Source organism: Thermodesulfobacteriota bacterium (assembly GCA_030583865.1).
Taxonomy (GTDB): Bacteria; Desulfobacterota; GWC2-55-46; order GWC2-55-46; family GWC2-55-46; genus UBA5799.
Map to the genome: position 1 here is coordinate 933,813 of CP129479.1, position 14,458 is coordinate 948,270.

Annotated in this window: 16 protein-coding genes; all 16 read left to right on the forward strand. The window is 59.0% G+C overall.

Translation table 11 applies throughout. The features are described from left to right. Nucleotides 1–11: 11 nt before the first annotated feature. The 16 genes from QY316_04355 to QY316_04430 all read left to right on the forward strand — a co-directional run bounded on the left by QY316_04355 (nucleotide 12) and on the right by QY316_04430 (nucleotide 14,440). Nucleotides 12–173 carry a hypothetical protein gene (locus QY316_04355; GenBank protein WKZ33641.1) on the forward strand — a complete coding sequence of 54 codons (162 nt, stop codon included), beginning with the start codon at nucleotides 12–14 and terminating at the stop codon, nucleotides 171–173. A 161-nt stretch (nucleotides 174–334) separates the two neighbouring features. Then, on the forward strand, nucleotides 335–1,126 hold the full coding sequence (locus QY316_04360; protein WKZ33642.1) for a nitrilase-related carbon-nitrogen hydrolase: 792 nt from the start codon (nucleotides 335–337) through the stop codon (nucleotides 1,124–1,126). Between the two features lie 206 nt (nucleotides 1,127–1,332). After that, entirely contained in the window at nucleotides 1,333–1,698 is a 366-nt protein-coding gene (gene ndhC, locus QY316_04365; GenBank protein ID WKZ33643.1) for an NADH-quinone oxidoreductase subunit A, read from the forward strand. A gap of 47 nt (nucleotides 1,699–1,745) precedes the next feature. Then, a complete protein-coding gene (locus tag QY316_04370) occupies nucleotides 1,746–2,321 on the forward strand; it encodes an NADH-quinone oxidoreductase subunit B family protein (GenBank protein WKZ34074.1) in 576 nt (191 codons plus the stop codon). 37 nt (nucleotides 2,322–2,358) lie between these two features. Continuing rightward, nucleotides 2,359–2,832, forward strand: coding sequence for an NADH-quinone oxidoreductase subunit C (locus tag QY316_04375; GenBank protein ID WKZ33644.1), 474 nt, complete (start codon nucleotides 2,359–2,361; stop codon nucleotides 2,830–2,832). Between the two features lie 87 nt (nucleotides 2,833–2,919). Beyond that, on the forward strand, nucleotides 2,920–4,119 hold the full coding sequence (nuoD, locus tag QY316_04380; GenBank protein ID WKZ33645.1) for an NADH dehydrogenase (quinone) subunit D: 1,200 nt from the start codon (nucleotides 2,920–2,922) through the stop codon (nucleotides 4,117–4,119). Nucleotides 4,120–4,131: 12 nt separating this feature from the next. Beyond that, nucleotides 4,132–4,602, forward strand: coding sequence for an NADH-quinone oxidoreductase subunit NuoE (nuoE, locus tag QY316_04385; protein ID WKZ33646.1), 471 nt, complete (start codon nucleotides 4,132–4,134; stop codon nucleotides 4,600–4,602). Nucleotides 4,603–4,701: 99 nt separating this feature from the next. Continuing rightward, entirely contained in the window at nucleotides 4,702–5,964 is a 1,263-nt protein-coding gene (nuoF, locus tag QY316_04390) for an NADH-quinone oxidoreductase subunit NuoF (GenBank protein ID WKZ33647.1), read from the forward strand. A 16-nt stretch (nucleotides 5,965–5,980) separates the two neighbouring features. After that, entirely contained in the window at nucleotides 5,981–8,452 is a 2,472-nt protein-coding gene (gene nuoG, locus QY316_04395) for an NADH-quinone oxidoreductase subunit NuoG (protein ID WKZ33648.1), read from the forward strand. Between the two features lie 47 nt (nucleotides 8,453–8,499). Further along, nucleotides 8,500–8,973 (forward strand): cyclic nucleotide-binding domain-containing protein, encoded by a 474-nt coding sequence (locus tag QY316_04400; protein WKZ33649.1) that lies wholly within the window; start codon nucleotides 8,500–8,502, stop codon nucleotides 8,971–8,973. Nucleotides 8,974–8,997: 24 nt separating this feature from the next. Continuing rightward, nucleotides 8,998–10,032, forward strand: a complete 1,035-nt coding sequence (nuoH, locus tag QY316_04405) for an NADH-quinone oxidoreductase subunit NuoH (GenBank protein ID WKZ33650.1) — start codon at nucleotides 8,998–9,000, stop codon at nucleotides 10,030–10,032. Next, complete coding sequence (locus QY316_04410) at nucleotides 10,029–10,601, forward strand: NADH-quinone oxidoreductase subunit I (protein ID WKZ33651.1); 573 nt, start codon at nucleotides 10,029–10,031, stop codon at nucleotides 10,599–10,601. The genes nuoH and QY316_04410 overlap by 4 nt, the downstream gene beginning before the upstream one ends. 61 nt (nucleotides 10,602–10,662) lie before the next feature. Then, entirely contained in the window at nucleotides 10,663–11,151 is a 489-nt protein-coding gene (locus QY316_04415) for an NADH-quinone oxidoreductase subunit J (protein ID WKZ33652.1), read from the forward strand. A 2-nt stretch (nucleotides 11,152–11,153) separates the two neighbouring features. Further along, complete coding sequence (nuoK, locus tag QY316_04420) at nucleotides 11,154–11,456, forward strand: NADH-quinone oxidoreductase subunit NuoK (GenBank protein WKZ33653.1); 303 nt, start codon at nucleotides 11,154–11,156, stop codon at nucleotides 11,454–11,456. 3 nt (nucleotides 11,457–11,459) lie between these two features. Further along, nucleotides 11,460–12,986: an NADH-quinone oxidoreductase subunit M gene (locus tag QY316_04425; GenBank protein ID WKZ33654.1), complete on the forward strand. Its 1,527-nt coding sequence runs from the start codon at nucleotides 11,460–11,462 to the stop codon at nucleotides 12,984–12,986. After that, nucleotides 12,983–14,440, forward strand: coding sequence for an NADH-quinone oxidoreductase subunit N (locus QY316_04430; protein WKZ33655.1), 1,458 nt, complete (start codon nucleotides 12,983–12,985; stop codon nucleotides 14,438–14,440). The genes QY316_04425 and QY316_04430 overlap by 4 nt, the downstream gene beginning before the upstream one ends. Nucleotides 14,441–14,458 lie beyond the last annotated feature (18 nt).

The following is a 14,458-nucleotide window of genomic DNA, read 5'->3' on the forward strand; positions in this document are numbered from 1 at the left end:
GAAATATAGTAATGTTAAAAGGGAAACAGGTTCTTTCTTCTCAACACCAAACCCAAAAGGAGGAAGTTGATGGCTACCGCAAAAAAAGCCGCCCCGAAGAAGAAGACCGCTGCAAAGAAACCGGCAAAGAAGACCGCAGCAAAGAAATCGGGCTGCTGCCGCTAAGAGCATGAACTGAACGGAAGGGGAGAGGCGGACCGCCTCTCCCCTTCCTGCCTCAAAACCACCGATACGCCCCGTTCCTCTTCCGATTGACAAACAAATCCCCGTTGATTATCATACCGTCCCCTTGAGTTCCGTCCCGATGTCTCTGATTCTTCATTCAGGAGGGAAGATGAGAGTAGCTTTCATACAGACGTCCCCGGTTTTCGGCGATATCGCCTCAAACGTCGAGAAGGTTGTAAAGAGGATTGCGCGCCTCGACGCCGAGCTTGTCGTACTCCCGGAGCTTTTCTCGACCGGATACCAGTTCAGGTCCAGAAAGGAGCTACTCGAACTAGCGGAGGAGGTGCCGGGAGGGTACGCCGTCAGAAGGCTTGCCGACGCCGCCAAATCCAAAGGGGCCTATGTAGTCGCCGGCCTTGCCGAGAGGAGTGGCAAGAAGGCCTACAACTCGGCGGTGCTCGTCGGGCCCAGGGGGCATATCGGGACGTACAGGAAGGCGCACCTATTCTGGGACGAGAAGAAGATGTTCACGAAAGGCGATACCCCATTCGCCGTTTACAGGGCCGGAAAGGCCAGGGTCGGGATGATGGTCTGCTTCGACTGGATCTTCCCCGAGGCCGCGAGGACGCTCGCCCTAATGGGAGCGGACATAATCTGCCATCCTTCGAATCTGGTGCTGCCGTACTGCCCCGAGGCCATGATAACCCGTTCCATAGAAAACAGGGTCTTTACCATAACCGCCAACAGGGTCGGGGCCGAGGAGCGAGTCGAAGGGAAAAGCCTCCGCTTCATAGGCTCGAGCCAGATAACATCCCCTGCCGGCGAGGTGCTCGCAAGGGCGGGAGGCCGGAAAGAGGAGGCGGGCGTAGTTGAAATAAACCCCTTTGAAGCACGGCGGAAGCGGATTACCCCGGTAAACGACCTTTTCGGCGACAGGAGGAAAGACCTTTTCAAGCTCTAGGCAATCTCTAATGACGGTTGCCGGGTGAGCGGCCACGCAGAGGCGCTTCCCGCGGGTTTCCGAAGGCATTTAATTGTATACAGTATACATTTTGCGCTTGACAAAAAAATCGAGTTGTTTTATCTTGCGGACTACCCTGGCGAGTTTATTGTAAAAATTGGAACACCGGCAAACCGTCCGTTTTCCGGTGAAAGAATGGGGTTTGAATGCTTCTTTCCTATCTGCCAGTTCTTATAATGATAGCGGTCGTAACGGCCATGGCCGTCGGGGCCCTTTTCTTCAGTTTCCTTTTGCGTCCGAAAAACCCGTACAGGGAGAAGCTCTCTCCCTGGGAGTGCGGCCTCGAGCCCATTGGAGACGCGAGCACCGGGCACTTCAGGATACACTTCTTTCTCATAGCCATCCTTTTCGTGATATTCGACGTCGAAACCCTTTTCCTTTTCCCCTGGGCCGTCAACCTGACCGACGAGGCCCTGGCAACACCCATATTCATCGAGATGATAGTCTTCATAGTGGTCCTGGGCATCGGCCTTGTCTACGCGTGGGCAAAAGGCGCCCTGGATTGGGTGTAGGGGACTGAATGGATAATATGCAGAAAACCATGAATAACAAAGGCTCCCTGTCGCCAGTCGAGAACCAGCTTCAGGAGTCGTTCCTGTTTACCACACTGGAGAGCGTCGCCGAGGTCCTCCGGAACAACCCGGTGCTGGACAAGGTGAGGGAGAACTACGTCGCAAAGACGGTGGCGAACTGGGGGCGCGCGTCCTCGCTATGGCCCATGACATTCGGCCTCGCGTGCTGCGCCATAGAGATGATAGCGACCGCCTGCTCGCGCTACGATACCGACAGGCTCGGCATAGTATTCAGGCCCTCGCCGCGCCAGTCGGACGTCATGATAGTCGCCGGGACCATGACCAAGAAGATGGCCCCGCTCGTAAAGAGGCTCTACGACCAGATGGCCGAGCCGAGATGGGTCATAGCCCAGGGCGGGTGCGCATCGGCAGGCGGCCCCTACAATACCTATTCGGTCGTGCAGGGCACGGACCTGGTCATCCCCGTTGACGTGTACATACCGGGTTGCCCGCCAAGGCCCGAGGCCCTCTTGTACGGGTTCCTCCTCCTCATGGAGAAGATAAACAAGGAGAGCCCGTTCATCCTCGAAAAGAGGAACATCAGTCCAAACAAGTTCGCCTAAGGTCGCGATGAGCCGTATTGAAAAACAGCAGGATATATTGAGGAAACTGAGGGACTCGTTCAGCCGGGACATCCTCGACATTACCGCGTTCAAGGGGGACGTCACCGTCCTGGTCGAGAGGAAGGCCGTCCTGAACGTCTGCAATTACCTGAAGGACGACCCCTCGTTCAGGATGAACTACCTCGTCGACGTACTGGCAGTCGACCACATGCCGCGCTCTCCAAGGTTCGACGTCATTTATTGCCTGTATTCAATCCCCAAAAAGCAGAGGATTCGCGTGAAGACAATGGTGGCCGAAGGCGAAAGCGCGCCCTCGGTGACCGGCATATGGCTTGGGGCCGACTGGCCTGAGAGGGAGGCGTACGACATGTTCGGGATCGTCTTCGAAGGCCACCCGGATTTGAGCCGCATCTACCTCCCGGACGACTGGGAGGGCTTCCCGCTAAGGAAGGACTATCCGCTGAGGGGCTATAAAGACAGGTACAACCCCTACGGAGAGGAAAAGGAATAACAGCGGCGGCGCGGACCGGCGGCTCGTTACAGGGTTACGCAGCCGGCTGATGCCTCCGGTTTTATATTAAAAAACAGTTACGCGGTCATGATAAAAGACAACAACGAAAACGACCTTTTAGCCACTAAGGAGCTGACCCTTCACCTCGGGCCGCAGCACCCTTCGAGCCACGGCGTCCTGCATCTCGTTATCGGGCTGCAGGGCGAGATGGTTACGAGCTGCAGGCCCGATATCGGCTATCTCCACAGGGGCACCGAGAAGATAGCCGAGAACCTCCTCTACCACCAGTTCGTCCCCTATACCGACAGGCTCGACTACATGTGCTCGTCAAGCAACAACCTGGCGTACGTCCTCGCGGTCGAGAAGCTCCTGGACATAGAGGTCCCGGAAAGGGCCAAGTACATAAGGGTGATAGCGGCCGAGCTTTCGAGGATAGCCGGGCACCTCATAGGCATAGGCGCCTGGGCGGTCGACCTCGGGGCCATGTCCATCCTCCTCTACGCCATAAGGGAGAGGGAGATGGTCCTGGACATATTCGAGAAGCTCTGCGGCGCGCGCATGACGCACTCGTACATGAGGGTCGGCGGCGTAAGATACGACTTCAACAATGTATGCAGGGAGGCCTGCGAGGAGCTCGTGAGGGTGCTGCCCGCCAGGGTGGACGAGTACGAGACCATACTCACCGGGAACAGGATATGGCTCGAGAGGAACAAGGGCGTGGGCCACATACCCCCCGAGCTCGCGATATCCATGGGCCTTTCCGGCCCTGCGCTCCGCGCGAGCGGAGTAAATTGGGACATAAGGAAGGACGAGCCCTACCTCGTATACGACAGGCTCGCCTTCGACGTCGCCCTCGGGGAGAACGGTGACTGCTTCGACCGCTACATGGTGAGGATGGTCGAGATAAGGCAGTCGCTCCGCATGGTCGAGCAGTGCCTCGCGGAGATGCCCGACGGTCCGATAAACGTCGACATACCCGAGATAGTGCCGCCGCCCAAGCAGGACGTATACAAGAACATGGAGAACCTCATCCACCATTTCAAGTACGTCTCGCAGGGCTTCAAGGTGCCGGAGGGCGAGGCCTACGCCTCGATAGAGGCCCCCAAGGGCGAGCTGGGCGTATTCATAGTAAGCGACGGCTCGGAGCGCCCCTACAGGCTCAAGATCCGGGCCCCGTCGTTCATGAACCTGCAGACGCTTGGCCGCGTCGTCAACGGCCTTTACCTTGCCGACGTCATAGCGGTCCTTTCGAGCCTCGACCCGGTCTTCGGTGAGTGCGACAAGTAAACAGGGAAGATTATGCTCTCAGAAGAGTCTAAAAAGGAACTGGAAGCGGCCCTCGGGAAGTACCCGAACAAGAGGTCCGCGGTCATGGACGCGCTGCGCATAGCGCAGAAGGGGAACGGCGGGCATTTGACGAAAGAGGACATGGACGAGATCGCGTCGATGCTCGAGATGCGGCCGGTCGAGGTGAACGCCGCCGCCGCGTTCTACACCATGTATAACATAGAAAAGCCCGTAGGCAAGTACCACATCCAGGTGTGCAGGAACATCTCCTGCTCGCTCCTGGGCGCTGAGCACTTGATAAAGCACATGGAAAGGACGCTCGGGATAAGTACAGGCGGTACGACCCCCGACAAGCGCTTCACCCTTTCCACCGTAGAGTGCCTCGGCTCTTGCGGAACGGCCCCCATGATGCAGATAAACGACGACTACTACGAGAACCTGACCGAAACGCGGATAGACGAGCTGTTGAAGACGCTGAAGTGAACGCGGAAGCTGGACTGGAGCTTAATCTTAAATCTCAAAGTTGAAGCGGATGGGGCCGAGGCACTGCAAAAGAGCCTTGAAGGATAATTAAGAGAGAAGATGGAAAGAGTGCTGCTTAAAAACCACGGCAAGCCCGACTCGCACAGGATAGCGGGCTACCTGGCGTCCGGCGGGTACAAGGCCCTCGAGGCCGCCCTCAGGATGAAGCCCGACAACATCATCCAGATGGTGAAGGACTCGGGCCTCCGCGGACGCGGTGGCGCGGGCTTCTCGACGGGCCTCAAGTGGAGCTTCATCCCTAAGGACCCGACCCTGCAGAAGTACCTCTGCTGCAACGCGGACGAGGGAGAGCCGGGCACCTTCAAGGACAGGGGCATCATAGACCACGACCCGCACCTCCTCATCGAGGGTATGATCATAACGAGCTACGCCATAGGCGCCACCAGGTCCTATATCTACATAAGGGGCGAGTTCGACTTCGGGGCGAAGAGGCTCGAAGATGCGATAAAAGAGGCGCACGCAAAGGGGTATCTCGGGAAGAACATCCTGGGGAGCGGCTTCGAGCACGAGATGTACGTGCACCGGGGCTACGGCGCCTACATATGCGGCGAGGAGACGGCCCTCCTCGAGTCCATTGAGGGCTACAGGGCCCAGCCGAGGAAGAAGCCGCCTTTCCCGGCGCTCGCCGGCCTATACGGAAAGCCGACCGTCATCAACAACGTCGAGACACTCTCGTGCATCCCGGCGATAATCGAGAAGGGGGCTGAGTGGTTCAAGAAGCTCGGCCCGGAGAAGAGCCCGGGGCCCAAGATATACTGCGTAAGCGGGCACGTCAAGAAGCCAGGCCTCTACGAGCTCCCGATGGGGACCACGGCAAGGGAGCTCATATACGGGCACTGCGGAGGGATGCTCCACGAGACGAGGCCCCTCAAGGCCTTCATCCCGGGCGGCGTGAGCGCGCCCATGCTGACCCCGCAGGACATCGACACCCCGCTCGATTTCGACTCGCTCGCGGCAAAGGGCTCGATGCTCGGCTCCGGCGCTGTCATAGTGATGGACAACTCGACCTGCATGGTGAAAATGGCGTACATCATCAACAGGTTCTTCAGCCACGAGTCCTGCGGCAAGTGCACGCCGTGCCGCGACGGCACGCCCTGGCTTACCAAGGTGCTCCGGAGGCTCGAGCACGGCGAAGGCAGGCCGGGGGACGTGGAGCTCCTCGAAAGCCTCTGCACGAACATATTCGGACGCACCTTCTGCCCGCTCGGGGACGGCGCGGTTATGGCCCTCCGGGGCGCGCTCAAGCACTTCAGGCAGGAGTTCCAGTACCACGTAGACCACAAGATGTGCCCGGCGTCATAAGGGCGGAAAAGCCAGAATGGTAACCGTAAAGATAAACGGCATAGAAGTCACGGTAGAGGACAACACCCTCATACTGGACGCGGCGAGGCAGGCGGGCATCGATATCCCGACCTTCTGCTACCAGGCCGACCTCATGGGCGTGGGCTCCTGCAGGATGTGCATCGTCGAGATCGAGGGGCAGAAAAAGCTCCAGCCCTCGTGCGTAACGCCGGTGCTGCACGGCATGTCCATTAATACCGAGACCCAGGCCGTGCAGGACGCGAGGGCCGGGGTGCTGGAGTTCTTCCTCGCGAACCATGCACTCGACTGCCCCGTCTGCGACAAGGCCGGCGAGTGCGAGCTCCAGGACATGGTCTACAGGCACGGGCCCCACACGGGCAGGCACGCGGAGCCCAAGTTCAAGTTCCATGAGAAGGACTACATACTAAGCCCCGTAATCGTAAAGAACTCGAACAGGTGCGTAAACTGCATGAAGTGCGTCCGGGTATGCCGCGAGGTCGTGGGGGCGAACGTATTGGGCGCGCTCGGCAGGGGCGACCACCAGGAGGCCACGAGCTTCGCGAGGGGCCTCCTCGACTGCGACCACTGCGGGAACTGCATAGAGGTCTGCCCGGTCGGGTGCTTCATGAGGCTCCCGTACAGGTACAAGGCCCGGCCCTGGGACCTTAAGGGCGCGGATTCCGTATGTTCGTACTGTGGAACCGGCTGCAGGATAGTGCTCGAGGAGCGGGACGGGGTGGCCGTAAGGTCCAGGGCCCAGCTCGGAGTGGGCATTAACAATGAAACACTCTGCGCGAGGGGCCGCTTCGGGTTCGACTACATGACGAACCCAGCGAGGCTTACTACCCCTCTTATAAGGAAATCCGGCGGTCTCGTGCCCGCAAGCTGGGAAGAGGCCTTCGAGTACATACGGGACGCGGCTGCTTCCATATCGCCGGATTCGATCGGCGGCATAGCCTCCCCGAGGCTTACGAACGAGGAGCTCTATACATTCCAGAAACTCATTAGGGAGGCGCTCGGAAGCCCTAATATAGATTCGAGCGCGAGATGGGACCACGAGGCGGTCGAGGGCTTCATCTCCGCGATGGCGATGGACAGGGGCGGGGTTTCGGTCCTCGACTGCGTGAAGGCCGATACCGTATTCGTCATAGGCGCGTATGTGTCCGAGGAAAACCCCGTAACCGATTACCTCATCAGGCGTTTTTCGGCTACCCGGAATATGAACGTCATCATAGCCTCGCCGAGGGCGATGAAGCTCGACAGCTCCGCAAACCTCGTCGTAAGGCACATGCCCGCGGCCGAGGGCGCGCTCCTCGACGCGGTCTCCGTTGCCATGAGCGGGCAGGAGCCTGACCCCAAGGCGCTCGGCCAGGCCGGGATTTCGGCTGACGAGGCGAAGAAGATAGCCGCGAAGCTCAAGGGCTCGGAATCCGTCAGCATAATGGCGGGGACGGACTTCCTCAGATACCCGTCCGGCATAGGCTCTCTTGCAAAGATATCGGCGGCCCTCGAAGGGCTCGGGAAAAAGGTGCTGAGACTGCCTCTCCTCGACAGGTGCAACCAGAGGGGCGCGTGGGAGATGGGCGTCCATCCCGCGCTTGGACCTGGATACAGCCGTCGCGAAACAGCCGGGGCCGGGACCGACAGCATGCTTGACGCCGCAAGGGCCGGGTCGCTTAAGATGCTCTATCTCGCCGGGACCGACCTCGTGGCCCTGAACGGGGACCGCGGGACAGCCCGGGACGCTCTCACGAAATTGAAGCTCCTCGTAGTGCAGGACATGTTCCTCACCGAGACTGCAAGGCTCGCGCACGTGGTCCTGCCCGGAGCGGCGCTCGGCGAAAAGGACGGGACCGTCACAAACCAGGAAGGCAGGGTGCAGGCCGTAAAAAGGCTTACCAGGCCGCCGGGCAAGGCAATGGCCGACCTCGACATCATGACAATGCTCGGGAACGCGGTAGACCCGGGCTTTCCTTCAAAGATCAAGAACGCATCGGTCTTCGATGAGATACGGCGGGAAGCCGGGGCTTACGAACTCGTAGACCTGGCCTTCAACAACAAGAAGAGCAAGGGTAACGGCCACGACAACAAGGAGGCCCTTGTAAGGGCCGCAGCGGCCCGGCTCGAGGCCAGGCTTGACCTCAATGCCGTAGCCCCGGCCGGGCCCGAGAGCTACCCATTCGTGCTCGTCACTGGGAACCATTTTTTCCACTCGGGGACTGTGTCGCTCTGGTCCGAGACCCTTGTCGGGCTTGCCAGGGAGCCGGTGGTCGAGATAGGCGAGGAGGACGCGAGGAAGCTCGGGCTCTCAGGCGGCGAGCGGGTGCGCGTGAGGGGTAAAAACCACGAGGCTACGATGCTTCTCCGCGTCCGGAAGGGCACGAAAAAAGGCGTGGCTTTCATGCCGGAGAATTTCGAGGGCGCCCCTGCCAACATGTTTTCCAGGCGGGGCGAAGGTATCCAGAGGGTCTTGATAGAGAGGTCGTGACGCATGATGCAGCGGCCTGGAAAGAGCCTCTCGGAAGGAGGTAGTAGATGATCGACCCGAAGTTGCTGAGAGAGGTGCAGTTTTTCGCGGACCTTACGGACCCCGAGGTGGCGGCGATATCCCCGATAGTGAAGAAGAAGAGCTTCAAGACAGGGGAGACCATCTTCAGGGAGTCCGAGGACGGCCAGTCGCTCTATATAATCAGGAAGGGCGAGGTCAAGGCCTGCAAGACGGCCCCGGACGGCGAGCTATTCACCCTGACCATAATGAAGGACGGGGACATCTTCGGGGAGATGAGCTTCCTGGACGGCAGGCCCCGGTCGGCCACCATCGTGGCGGTCTCGGACCTCGAGACTTATTACATCGACAAGAACGACTTCGAGACCCTGGTCGACGGGAACCCGAGGGTCATATACAAGCTCCTCCGTAACATCGTCTTCACCATACACTCGATAGTGCGCGGCATGAACTCAAGGTACATCGAGATGATAAATTACATGTGGGGCAGGAAAAGGGGTTAGCCCCCAAGGGCCCTGGACGGAAAAATGCCGGATTTAGCGACACTGCTTGAAATTCTTATAATCGTTGTGAAGGTCTCGGTGATAAGCGGGATCCTTTTCAGCCTCCCGTTGCCCCTCACCTGGATCGAGAGGAAGGTCGCTGGGCACATACAGGTGCGGCTCGGCCCCTGGAGGGTGGGCCCGCACGGCGTGCTCCAGCCGTTCGCGGACATGGTAAAGCTCCTCATTAAGGAGGACATAGTCCCGGACAGGGCGGACAAGTTCCTCTTCAAGCTCGCCCCGCTACTCTCGATGATACCTGCCTTCCTGGTATTCGTCGCCATACCGTTCGGCGAGAAGTTCGCCATCCCGTTCGTAGGGAAGGAAATAACGCTTTACCTCTCCGACATGAACGTGGGGATACTCTACATACTCGCGATAGGCGGGCTCGGAATATACGGCATGATACTGGGCGGCTGGGCCTCGAACTCGAAGTACTCGCTCCTCGGAGGCCTCCGTTCTTCCGCCCAGATGATAAGCTACGAGATATCCATGAGCTTCGCGGCCATAGGCGTCGTTATGCTCACGAATTCGCTTAACCTCCTCGAGATGGTGAGGAGCCAGTCGGGGAGCTTCCTCGACTGGAACATTTTCTACCTGCCGGTCGGGCCGGTGTGGTTCGTGATATTCATAATCGCGGCCCTGGCTGAGATAAACCGCATACCCTTCGACCTCCCGGAGGACGAGGGTACTCTTGCGGCAGGGTTCCATACCGAGTACAGCGGAATGAGGTTCTCGTTCTTCATGCTCGCCGAGTACGTGGCGATGGTGACGATATCGGTCTTGACGGTAATCATGTTCTTCGGGGGCTGGAACCCGCCCCTGGACATCTCGATATTCCACCTTGTGCCGTCGATATTCTGGTTCCTCGGGAAAGTAATCCTCTTCATATACTTCTTCATGTGGCTGAGGTTCACGCTTCCCAGGTACAGGTATGACCAGCTCATGACCATAGGCTGGAAGGTGCTGATACCGCTCTCGCTCGTAAACATACTTGTGACCGGGTTGATGATCATATGAGCAAAGGGCCGAGCAGGATAGCGGAATTCATAAAGAAAGCCCTCTTCATCGATTTCGTGAAGGGGCTCTCGATAACGCTCAAGTACAACGTTTCGAGGAGCATAACCCTCAAGTACCCGGACGAGGAGAAGTGGGTCCCGGACAGGAGGTTCCGCGGCCAGCACACCCTCAACAAGGACGAGAACGGCAGGGAGCTCTGCGTGGCCTGCGAGCTCTGCGCAAAGGTGTGCCCGACCAAGTGCATAACCGTCATCCCGATGGAGGACGACACGGGCAGGGGCATAGCCGACAGGGTGGCCAAGGTCTGGAAAGTGGAGCTAGCGAGGTGCATGTTCTGCGGCTACTGCGAGGACGCATGCCCCACGAGGGCGGTAAGGCTCGGGCGCGACTACGAGCTCGCCTGCCTGGACCTCTCGTGCACGACCAGGGAAAAGGACGAGCTCCTTAAGCCCCAGTCCATACCCGAGACGATACAGGGCGGCTTTGTCGTAAGGTCGAAATTCGAGAGGACGCCGGAGGGCATAAGGGTGGTGCCGGACCTCCGGATGCAGAAGAAAAGGAATATTTAGGAAGCCGAATAACGGCGGCCCGGCCCGGCCCGGCTCCGATGGAAAACAACAGGGAAGGCTGATGGAAAAGCTATTTTTCTTGATGTTCGCGGCGGTCGCAATCGCCTCGGGCCTGGCGGTAGTAACCGTCAGGAATCCGGTGCACAGCGCGCTCGCGCTCATAGTGTGCCTCATACAGGTCGCGGCGCTCTTCGTGCTCCTCCGGTCGCCCTTCCTGGCGGCGGTGCAGATATTCATATACGTGGGCGCGGTCATGGTGCTCTTCCTCTTCGTCGTCCTCATACTCGACATGAGGAAGGCCGTCCTTCAGGCGTTCCCGCCGGTGAAGAAGAAGTTCGTCGTCGGCGTCATCCTGGTCCTTATGGCGCAGATACTCGCATTCGTGTTCGTTACCCCGATGGGGCAAAACCCTGCCGAGGCGTGGGAGCCTACGGTCGAGTCGATCGGAAGGATGCTCTTTACCAAGTACCTCTTCCCGTTTGAAGTCGTTTCGGTGATACTCCTGGCCGCGCTGGTCGCGGCCATAGTCATAGCAAAGGAGCGTCGGTGACAATGGTCCCGGTTACCTGGTACATAGCGCTTTCCGCCGTCCTCTTCCTGATAGGGGCGGCCGGGGTCCTCACGAGGCGGAACGTCATCGTGGTGCTCATGTCAATCGAGCTCATGCTTAACTCCGTGAATATCAACTTCATGGCGTTCTCGTATCTCCTCGGGGACATGACCGGGCAGATATTCACCGTATTCACCATCACCGTGGCCGCGGCCGAGGTGGCGGTGGCGCTCGGAATCCTCATAGCGCTCGTAAGGAGCAACAAAACGTTCAACGTCGACGAGATCGACGCTCTGAAAGGGTAATTGATGTCCGGACACCTCTTGAGCTCAATCATATTCCTTCCGGTCCTCGGGGCGCTCGTGATCCTTTTCATAAAGGACGCGCGCGCGATACGGTGGGTGGCGCTCGTTACCCTTGCCGTGGATTTCGCGCTGGCCATACCACTCATGAGGGGCTTCGACGTCTCGACCCACAGCATGCAGTTCGTCGAAAGGCACGAGTGGATACCGTCCTGGAACATAACCTATTACCTCGGCGTGGACGGCATAAGCGTCCTGTTCGTGTTCCTGACGGCGTTCCTCGGGATAATATGCGTGCTCGCCTCCTGGAAGGCCATCGAGAAGAAGGTCAAGGAGTTCATGATAGCGCTCCTTATTATGCAGGCGGCCATGCTGGGCGTCTTCTCGGCCCTCGACATGTTCCTCTTCTACCTCTTCTGGGAGGCGATGCTCATACCCATGTACCTCATAATCGGGGTCTGGGGCGGGCCTAACCGCGTCTACTCGGCGATAAAGTTTTTCCTTTACACGCTCGCCGGGAGCATCCTCATGCTCGTGGGCATGATAGCCCTCTACTTCGCCGCCGGGAAGACCTTCGACATGCTCGTCCTCATGGAGTACAAGTACACCTTCACCTTCCAGGTATGGGTCTTCATGGCCTTCTTCGTGGCCTTTGCCGTGAAGGTGCCGATGTTCCCGTTCCATACATGGCTCCCGGACGCGCACGTCGAGGCGCCGACCGCCGGCAGCATCATCCTGGCCGGTGTGCTCCTCAAGATGGGCACCTACGGATTCCTGAGGTTCTGCCTCACCATGTTCCCGGACGCGTCGAGGTTCTTCGCCACCCCCATAGTAATAATATCGATAGTCGCCATAATATACGGGGCGTTCCTGGCGCTTGCGCAGAAGGACCTCAAGAAGCTCATCGCATACTCGAGCATAAGCCACATGGGCTTCATCACCATGGGCATATTCCTCTTCAACAAGAACGGAATCGAGGGCGCGATACTCCAGATGTTCAACCACGGCATAACGACGAGCGCGCTCTTCCTCTGCATCGGGCTCATCTACGAGAGGACGCACACGAGGCACATAGGCGACTACGGCTGGGCCGCTTCCCGCGTGCCGGTCTACGCCACGTTCCTGTTCATATTCACGCTCGCTTCTCTCGGCTTCCCGGGGACGAACGGCTTCATAGGGGAGCTGCTCATCGCCTTCGGCGCCTACGAGGTCTACAAGCCTTATTTGATACTGCTCCTCATCGGCATCGTGGGCGGCGCCGCGTACATGCTCTACATGTACAAGAGCATGGCCTTCGGCGCAGACAGCCACGGGCACGGCGGACACGGGCACGGCGGCTCGCATGACGACTCGCACGGGGGGCACAAGGTCTGGGACGTGGACTTCAGGGAGGCCGTAGCCCTCATCGCCCTCGTCGTCTTCGTCTTCTGGGTGGGCTTCCATCCCGAGGATTTCCTCAGCTATATGCACGAATCGGTAGGCAACCTGATAAACCAGGCCAATGCCAGCAAATTTGAGGGTCTTGGATTATGAGCTCTGAAGTAGCGACGTTCTTTTCGCCAGGGGATTTCCTGGCCATACTGCCGGAGATGGTCATAGCCGGCATGGCCTGCATTATCCTCATGGTGGACCTGGTTGTCCCGCGCTCGAAGAGGTGGGTAGTGCCGGCGCTCTCCGTCCTGTCGGTTGCGGCCGCGGCCTGGTTCTCCTGGAGCCTCGCAGGCTCGGGCGTTTCGGCCTTTTCGGGCATGTTCGTACTCGACGGCTATGCGGCATTCTTCAAGCTCATATTCTACATAGTCGCGGTCTTCGCGGTATTAGTATCGCTGCGCTACATAAAGACCGAGGAGATAGACCTCGGCGAGTATTACGTCCTCATGCTCTTCTCGCTCTCGGGCATGATGATAATGGCCTCGGGCTCCGACCTGCTGACCATCTACCTCGGGCTCGAGCTCGCGTCGCTCCCGGTCTACGCCCTCGTCGGGTTCCTGCAGACGAGCAGGAAGTCCAACGAGGCCGCGATGAAGTACGTCATTCTCGGCGCTTTCTCGTCGGCCATACTTCTTTACGGCATATCGCTCATATACGGGCTTACGGGCACCACCCAGCTCGCGGCCATTTCCGCCGCGCTTGAGACCGGGGCCGTAAGCGGGCCGCTCTTCACGCTGGCCGTAATAATGCTCGTCGCGGGCTTCGGGTTCAAGGTGGCCGGCTTCCCGTTCCACATGTGGGCGCCCGACGCCTACGAGGGCGCGCCCACGCCCATAACGGCATTCATGGCCGCCGGGCCAAAGGCCGCGGCGTTCGCGGTCATAATGAGGGTTTTCCTCGAGGGTCTCTTCCCGGCATACGATAATTGGCAGATGGCGATAGCCGCCGTAGCCGTGGGAAGCATGGTCGTCGGCAACATAACGGCCATAATGCAGACCAGCATAAAGCGGATGCTGGCGTTCTCCAGCGTCGGGCACGCGGGGTATGCGCTCCTGGGCCTCGTGGCCGGAAGCGAGGAGGGGATTGCGAGCGTCATGTTCTATCTCCTCGTATACGCCTTCATGAACCTCGGGATATTCGGGATCATCATAATGATGAGGAGGGACAGCCAGTCCGGGGACCAGATATCGCACTACGCCGGGCTCGCCAAGTCGAACAGGCTCACGGCCTTTGCGATGCTGGTGTTCCTGTTCTCGCTCGCCGGCATACCGCCGACCGCGGGGTTCGTGGCCAAGTTCTACGTCTTCATGGCGCTCATCCACAAGGGCATGATAGGCCTCGCGGTGATAGCCGCCCTCATGAGCGCGGTCGCGGCGTACTACTACATACGGATAGTCATGCTCATGTACATGAGGGAGCCTGAGAAGGAATTCCTGCTTGCAAGCTCGCGGGGCCTCCTGTGCGTGCTGATAATAGCCCTGGCGGCGGTCGTCGCCCTGGGCGTGTACCCGGCTTACTTCATAAACCTCGCCCGCTACGCGGCGTTCCCGCTGTAGGCCAGGGAAAGGAATGAG